Genomic DNA, 6,958 nt, shown 5'->3' with positions numbered 1-6,958 from the left:
TTGCGTATAACAATGGGTCACCACCCGCGAAGCAGGTGGGTTATAGTTCAAAATGCCTACACGCTGCGTAGACATTTTGAACAGGCTAAAGCCGTACATAAAGGACTGGATGCACTGTGGATCTCAGGTTCGTATATGACCTGAGATCCTGGATGTGCTCCAGTCCTTTTTATTGATTGCCAGTACAGTTATGATCACTCTTATTTGGTTCCGAAAATACGATCTCCCGCATCTCCCAGTCCCGGGCAGATATAAGCATTCTCATTAAGTTCACGATCAAGATGCCCAATATATATCTGCACATCCGGATGTGCTTTGTGAAGCCTTTCCATTCCCTCCGGAGCTGCGATAATAAACATGCATTTAATATTCTTTCCACCATGCTGTTTGATAAAGTCAACGGCTGCCACTGCAGAACCGCCTGTGGCAAGCATAGGATCTACCAGAACGATCTGTCTCTGCTCAATAGGATCCGGAAGCTTGCAGTAATATTCGTGAGGCTCATGAGTCACAGGATCACGATAAAGTCCAATATGACCGATCTTTGCAGATGGGACAAGCGTTGTGATGCCATTTACCATCCCAAGGCCTGCACGAAGTACAGGTACAACTGCCAGCTTCTTGCCGGAGATCATCGGAGACTGACATGTCTCGATAGGGGTCTCAACCGTAACGTCCTCCAGAGGAAGATCACGAAGTGCTTCATATCCCATCAGGATAGCAATCTCTTCGATCAGCTTACGGAATTCATTTGTTCCTGTATTTTTATTGCGGATAATCGAAATCTTGTGTTGGATCAGCGGGTGATCCATAATAAATACGTTCTCCATTTTCTCTGTTTTACCTCCATGGTTTTATCCGGTACAGCTCCTCTTGCAGCTGTACATTGTCTTGGGAATACTGATAAAATCTTACCTCACTTTTCATATAAAGTCAATCATTGTAAAATATTGCCGTATCCTTTATAATACACACAGTTGCCGTAGGCCTGTCCGGCGGCAGACGCATCATACTTTATGAGGAGGGACAGATTGCCATACATATATTATGGCTTTTCTCTGTACCTTTATGCCCATATACAGGGCAGATAGGAGGATTTATGAAATTCAGAATCGAAGGAATCTACGATGCCAGAAAGCTTGGTATCCCCCAGATGCTTATCCTGGGACTTCAGCACATGTTCGCTATGTTTGGTGCCACTATTCTGGTACCCATCCTGGTGAATAACTACTTCCATGGAGAAGGACTTACTGTTCAGGTTACACTTTTCTGTGCCGGCTTCGGTACTCTTTTATTCCACGTTCTTACAAAGATGAAGGTTCCTGCTTTTCTTGGCTCATCTTTTGCATTTCTAGGAGGCTTTTCCACAGTTGCAGAGCTTGATACCGGTATTTTCAAAAATATGAGCTATGGTGAAAAGCTTCCTTATGCATGTGGCGGCGTAGTTGTTGCAGGTCTTCTTTACCTTGTGCTTGCACTGATCATCAAGCTGATCGGCGTTAAACGTGTTATGCGTTACCTTCCACCGGTTGTTACAGGACCAATCATCATCTGTATCGGACTTAGCCTCACTCCTTCTGCTATCAACAACGCATCCCAGAACTGGATCCTTGCATTAATCGCACTTGCCACCATTATCTTCTTTAATATCTGGGGTGTTGGAATGTTCCGTATTATCCCTATTCTGATGGGTATCATTGTTTCTTACATCGCTGCCCTGATCATGAATGCATGCGGAATGACCAATGCAGACGGAAGTGCTATTCTCAGCTTTGCAGGTGTTGCATCTGCTCCTATTGTAGGTGTACCAAAATTCTTTCTTTGCAAATTTAACCTGACCTCAATCCTTGCTATGGCACCGATTGCCATTGCTTCCATGATGGAACACGTAGGTGATATTTCAGCTATTTCTGCTACTGTAAACCGCAACTACATCGAGGATCCAGGACTTCACCGTACACTCCTTGGAGACGGTCTTGCAACTGCCCTGGCAGGCTTTGTAGGCGGTCCTGCTAATACTACTTACGGAGAGAATACCAGTGTTCTTGCGCTCAGCCGTGTGTATGATCCAAAGGTCATCCGTCTGGCAGCCATATACGCAGTGATCCTCAGTTTTATTCCAAAGGTTTCAGAGCTCATTGGCTCCCTTCCGTCTGCTATCATCGGTGGCATCAGCTTCATCCTTTACGGAATGATCTCAGCAGTGGGTATTCGTAATGTGGTAGAGAATAAGGTGGACCTGACCAAATCACGTAACCTGGTGATCACAGCAGTGATCCTTGTCTGCGGCCTTGGCTTCTCTAATGGTCTTACCTTTACTGTTGCAGGTGCACACATCACCCTGACAGGACTTGCTCTCGCAGCAATCGCTGGTATTGCATTAAACGCCATCCTTCCTGGCAATGATTATCAGTTTGAATCTTCTAAAAAAGAAGTAATGGAAGACGACTGATCCTGAATCAGATTATAAAATAAATATTATATTATAAAAATCCCCGGAAGCAACTTTCTGGTCAGCGATATATCAGACCAGAAAACTACTCCGGGGACTTTTTTATTGATATGATGCCAGAGATCCAGCATCTTTATATTGGTTTATAGCCTTTTACAATAAATACGCGGTAAGAAGCTTTAATGTATTCTCAGCCCCTTTTCTGTGGGAACGCTCATATCCATGGGACGCATATACTCCCGGTCCGATCAGGCCATGTTTCAGATCGTAGCCGGCCTTTAAAGCCGCATCTACATCAGACCCATAATGTGGGTACACATCAACAGCAAAATTGATCTGATGGGCTTTTGCGGCATTAACAAGGCCAGTAACCACCTGATAATCATAAGGTCCTACACTATCCTTAGCGCAGATGGAAACCATAGTCTCATCACAGCCAAGCCCTTCTCCCACGCAGCCCATATCTACAGAAATCATCTCTGTAACATCCTCTGGAATGGAAGCGCATCCGCCATGTCCTACTTCTTCATAAGACGTAATCAGCAGATATACCGTTCTTTCCGGCAATACATTCTCTTCCTTCAAATATTTTGCGAACCCCAAAAGGATAGCTGTACTGAATTTATCATCTAGGAAGCGACTCTTGATAAATCCACTGTCTGTCACTTTGGTTCTAGGATCAAAACATACAAAATCCCCTGGCATTACACCCAGCTTTTCCACATCCTCTTTGGAATGTACCAGTTCATCCAAAATGGCCTCCATTGTGTCATAAGTACGCTTTGTATCGCTGTATTCACCATTTACATGGATAGAAGCGTCCGTCAGCTGAAATGTTGCGTCATATTGACTTCCGTTCCTTGTAAAAACTCTGCAGTTCTCTGCTTCTGCATTATTCGCATTCATTCCTCCCACATTAGTCAGCTTCAGCCTTCCATTACTTTTGATCTCTGTAACCATAGCTCCCAATGTGTCCATATGAGCTGCCAGCATAATGCTGTTATCCTTTGTTTTTCCTCCAAGATTCACCCTGACAGCGCCTTTATTGGTAAGCTCCGGGGAATATCCCATTTCTTCCAGCTCTTGCTTCACAAAGTCTGCTGCCATGTGGGTAAATCCACTTGGGCTTGGTATCGCCAGCAGTCTCTTCGCTGTCTCCATGATGTAATATGTATATCGGTTCATATCTCCTCATCCTCATCTTTCTTTATTCTGTCACAGAAAATGGCTGTCCATGATATTAGGACAGTCATTCCTCTTTCTTATGATAGAGTATAACATATTTTCCAAGCTGATATGGAGGAGATTTATAAAACCTATACTATTTTTACTGAATAAATTTTGCCAGTTTTTGATTAATGCGTGTTTGTACATCCAGATAATATGCTGCTTCTGTTGCATTTAAGTTCTTACTCTCCCATGCCTCAAAATCTTTCATTGCCTGTGCATACTTTGCTACATAATCTGCATATTCAATTACCAATGTTGGATCTGCTCCATTGGACTTTTCATACTTATCCATAAAGTCACAATATTGGTTCATAAATTCTTCATAGCTGTCCATTGCCTGCTTAAAATCAGAATGAATTCCATCCACCAGCTCTGCACTATCCTGAGAATTCGAATTATCTGCTTCTGTTTCTTGCTCAGTTTCAATCGTAACATCTGACGCTTGCTCAGGTGCTGAAGTTACCTGATCTGTTGTATCAGTAGCATGTGTTTCGCTGGCTTTATTAAGTTCAATGGTCATTACATTATTTCCCACATAAGTCAGAGATAAACTATTTCCAGCTGCATCATCTGCTGTATAATATCTATCCCCCTTCTCATAATCAACAGAAAATCCTTTTTCTGCGCATTGATCCTCATAAGTACCAAAATCATCAATGGAAGTTTCGCCAACATAACGTGTCTTTTCTGTTGGCCTGCTGTCAGATACTGAATTGCGATGTAAATACATTATTTGATTTCTATCCCATCCTTTAATTATTTTTATCATCATGTACACAGTTAAGCAGCCTGTGAATCTGCTTAACTGTGTTTTTTCTTTCTTTGTTATCTGATCTGCACGCTCCGATTACTCTTATACTATTATTTTCTTTTGAATATAATTCAGCAGATCTTTTATCTGCATAATTGCAAACCGTACCTTATCATAATCCAACAACTTATCTGCCTCAGAAATTTCTTTGGCATATTCACATATGCATCTTACCTTGTTAAGCTTCTGAAGCATTCCATACTCCATTCCAAATTCTTTCCTTCTTTCGCATATTTTTATATGTGTCATCAAATTATCTTCATCCCATTCCTCACCATTCTCCCATTTAATTAACATTTTCATGGCCTCCTTCATTACCTGTTCCGTGTCATATATTGCATATCGAAATTGTCCTAACTGAAGCTGCTGATATGCTTCATCAAGCCTTTTTCTCAATTGAGCTATATTGTTTATATAATTTCCATTACTTCTTGAGCTAACGCTATTTTTCAATAAACTAATCTGCTCCAGATAAGTTTTATCATTGCTTTCTTCTGGCATTGACGGCATGCCATTTTCAACTATCCACATAATAAATTCGTTTTGTTGCTGTAATTTTAGAATCTCATTTCTATTTTTCCGAATTTTTAAGTACATGCACTTATCTCGCTTATCCTCGGTCATTCGTAAAATCTGTTTGATACACTTTAAATCCCATCCCATTTCTTTATATATCATAAGTTCCCATAATTTTCTTAATGCCATCTGATCATACATACGATAATTATTTTTCGTTCTTTTCACTTTAATCACCCCCTCATCGTCATAATACTGAAGTGTTCTCCTACTTACACCAGCTAGTCTGCTTACTTCATTTACTTTTTTCATTACGGCCTTTCCTTTCTCCGCATTAAAAACATACCCTACCACGTTAACGTGACAGCAATACATTTTTTCGGAACATGTACACTTTGGTTACATAAAAGGCCTTGTATTTTTCGCGAATTATAAATCTATATTGCTTAATCTTTTCTTCATAGCAAATTTCCTAAAACAATCCCACATCATCCACGGGATTGTTTTCCCCTGTGTTCATGCACAGATCAACCGTGATTATGAAAATTCATCTATTCCTTCTTCAAAAGCCATCCGGCGGAAAAAGATTACAAACAGTAGGGAAAAAACAGGACGAGAACCCGGTGGACAGCCAGGACATAAAGGGCATGGCCGAAAAAAGCAGGAGCCTACACAGCCGGTAATCCTTCTTCCGCCACCAAAAGAAGTGTTTGAAGACTGTACTTTTAAAAAGACGGCAAGAACAATCACAAAACAACTGGTAAGTATCCGAATGGTACTGGATGTAAAAGAATACCATGCTGATGTTTATTATAACAGTCAGACAGGGGAACGCATACACGCTGCATTTCCAGATGGCATTATTGATGATGTGAATTATGATGGCAGCTTTCGTACCAGGGGATCCATGGCCATGATATTACCTTTTATAATTATGGAGAGGATCACCAGGAATGCCTTGCCCATGTGCTGCGTTACCTGAAAGACAGCATGGATAATGAACCAGACCGCACCTGGAACAAAGAGATGCGTTCACTGGTACAGGAGATGATCCATTTCCGAAACGAATGCCAACCATTTCAGGAGCCGGATCCGGTAAAGGTATCTGAATTCAAAAAAAGATACCGTGAGATACTGGAAACAGCCAGGACGGAATACGTAAATGTTCCGGCAAACAATTATTACAGGGATGGGATCTCGTAAGAGTTACGTCAACAGTTATATCAAATGTATCAGAATCCGGAAAAACAAAGTTCCCAATCACCCCTTTGCTTGTAATATCTTTTGTACGAAAAACAAAATACTGTTCTTTTTCGATCACGTGAGCCATGTTGTTATAAGAGCAATACCCTCTGTCCCCAACAAAAATAGTTCTTTGATCCGGGTGAGGGATATGTCTGTCTACAAGCTGGCAAAAAGCAAGGAATTCATCTTTTTTATGTGCAGACTGAAGAATGGCATCCGTATAGATCCGTTTATTTATGTCATAAAAGGCATTGATGTGTAATGCTGTAAAAGCCGGAAGCGGAATGTCCTTCAGCAGAGGGACTGTGACCCTCTGATTACATAGAAACTCGAAAGAGAATCCACTGGAAAGGAGGGCTAAGCCATGAGTATTGTTGATTTTATAGCAGTAATGAGCTTCGGCTTAACCTGCTTTGGTCTTGGATATACCTTTGGCAAGGATAATACTAAACCACAAAAATAGCCGCCCTAGTCTGGTAAACTAAGCGGCAATTTTTGTCAAAACATATATCGGACTAACCGTCTATCGGTAGCACTCTTTTTCTATAATCATATTAGCACGCATGTGCAGAAATGTTAAAAAATTTTTATTCTGCTTTTTGAAGTTTTGACATATCCAATCCATGCCGGATCATCATCAGAATATCCCATTTTTAATTCTATGTACATTAAATTGTTAATCATTCTTATTCTCTCCTGATTCC

At 41.0% G+C, this 6,958-nt stretch carries 6 protein-coding genes and 1 pseudogene; 2 read left to right on the top strand and 5 right to left on the bottom strand.

Translation table 11 applies throughout. The features are described from left to right. Positions 1-200: 200 nt before the first annotated feature. Complete coding sequence (gene upp, locus OCV61_RS11400) at positions 201-830, bottom strand: uracil phosphoribosyltransferase (protein ID WP_158421934.1); 630 nt, start codon at positions 828-830, stop codon at positions 201-203. 269 nt (positions 831-1,099) lie between these two features. Here upp and OCV61_RS11395 point away from each other — a divergent pair, with 269 nt between their 5' ends. Beyond that, entirely contained in the window at positions 1,100-2,452 is a 1,353-nt protein-coding gene (locus OCV61_RS11395) for a uracil-xanthine permease family protein (RefSeq protein WP_158421933.1), read from the top strand. A gap of 153 nt (positions 2,453-2,605) precedes the next feature. Here the strand turns inward: OCV61_RS11395 and OCV61_RS11390 are convergent, their stop codons facing one another. The 3 genes from OCV61_RS11390 to OCV61_RS11380 form a co-directional block, all read right to left on the bottom strand. Then, entirely contained in the window at positions 2,606-3,637 is a 1,032-nt protein-coding gene (locus tag OCV61_RS11390; RefSeq protein ID WP_158421932.1) for a M42 family metallopeptidase, read from the bottom strand. A 142-nt stretch (positions 3,638-3,779) separates the two neighbouring features. After that, positions 3,780-4,412, bottom strand: coding sequence for a DUF6591 domain-containing protein (locus tag OCV61_RS11385; protein WP_158421931.1), 633 nt, complete (start codon positions 4,410-4,412; stop codon positions 3,780-3,782). A gap of 123 nt (positions 4,413-4,535) precedes the next feature. Next, positions 4,536-5,321 (bottom strand): MerR family transcriptional regulator, encoded by a 786-nt coding sequence (locus OCV61_RS11380; protein WP_262582849.1) that lies wholly within the window; start codon positions 5,319-5,321, stop codon positions 4,536-4,538. A 208-nt stretch (positions 5,322-5,529) separates the two neighbouring features. On the opposite strand from OCV61_RS11380, the pseudogene OCV61_RS11375 reads away from it, so the two are divergent. Continuing rightward, positions 5,530-6,203 (top strand): annotated as a pseudogene (locus OCV61_RS11375) (IS66 family transposase); the annotation flags it as partial. Here the strand turns inward: OCV61_RS11375 and OCV61_RS18815 are convergent. Continuing rightward, complete coding sequence (locus OCV61_RS18815; RefSeq protein ID WP_262582854.1) at positions 6,121-6,465, bottom strand: hypothetical protein; 345 nt, start codon at positions 6,463-6,465, stop codon at positions 6,121-6,123. The pseudogene OCV61_RS11375 and the gene OCV61_RS18815 sit on opposite strands and share 83 nt — an antisense overlap. Positions 6,466-6,958 lie beyond the last annotated feature (493 nt).

It is taken from the genome of Blautia ammoniilytica, from assembly GCF_025566965.1.
GTDB classification, from domain to species: Bacteria; Bacillota; Clostridia; order Lachnospirales; family Lachnospiraceae; genus Blautia_A; species Blautia_A ammoniilytica.
Note: the sequence above shows the minus strand (reverse complement) of the source record. Positions and strands in the feature narration are given on the sequence as shown.

What these genes read in the sequence shown, in the direction of transcription:
- upp (WP_158421934.1), bottom strand. Translation starts at nt 830, where the DNA reads ATGGAGAACGTATTTATTATGGATCACCCGCTGATCCAACACAAGATT.
- OCV61_RS11395 (WP_158421933.1), top strand. Translation starts at nt 1,100, where the DNA reads ATGAAATTCAGAATCGAAGGAATCTACGATGCCAGAAAGCTTGGTATC.
- OCV61_RS11390 (WP_158421932.1), bottom strand. Translation starts at nt 3,637, where the DNA reads ATGAACCGATATACATATTACATCATGGAGACAGCGAAGAGACTGCTG.
- OCV61_RS11385 (WP_158421931.1), bottom strand. Translation starts at nt 4,412, where the DNA reads ATGTATTTACATCGCAATTCAGTATCTGACAGCAGGCCAACAGAAAAG.
- OCV61_RS11380 (WP_262582849.1), bottom strand. Translation starts at nt 5,321, where the DNA reads ATGAAAAAAGTAAATGAAGTAAGCAGACTAGCTGGTGTAAGTAGGAGA.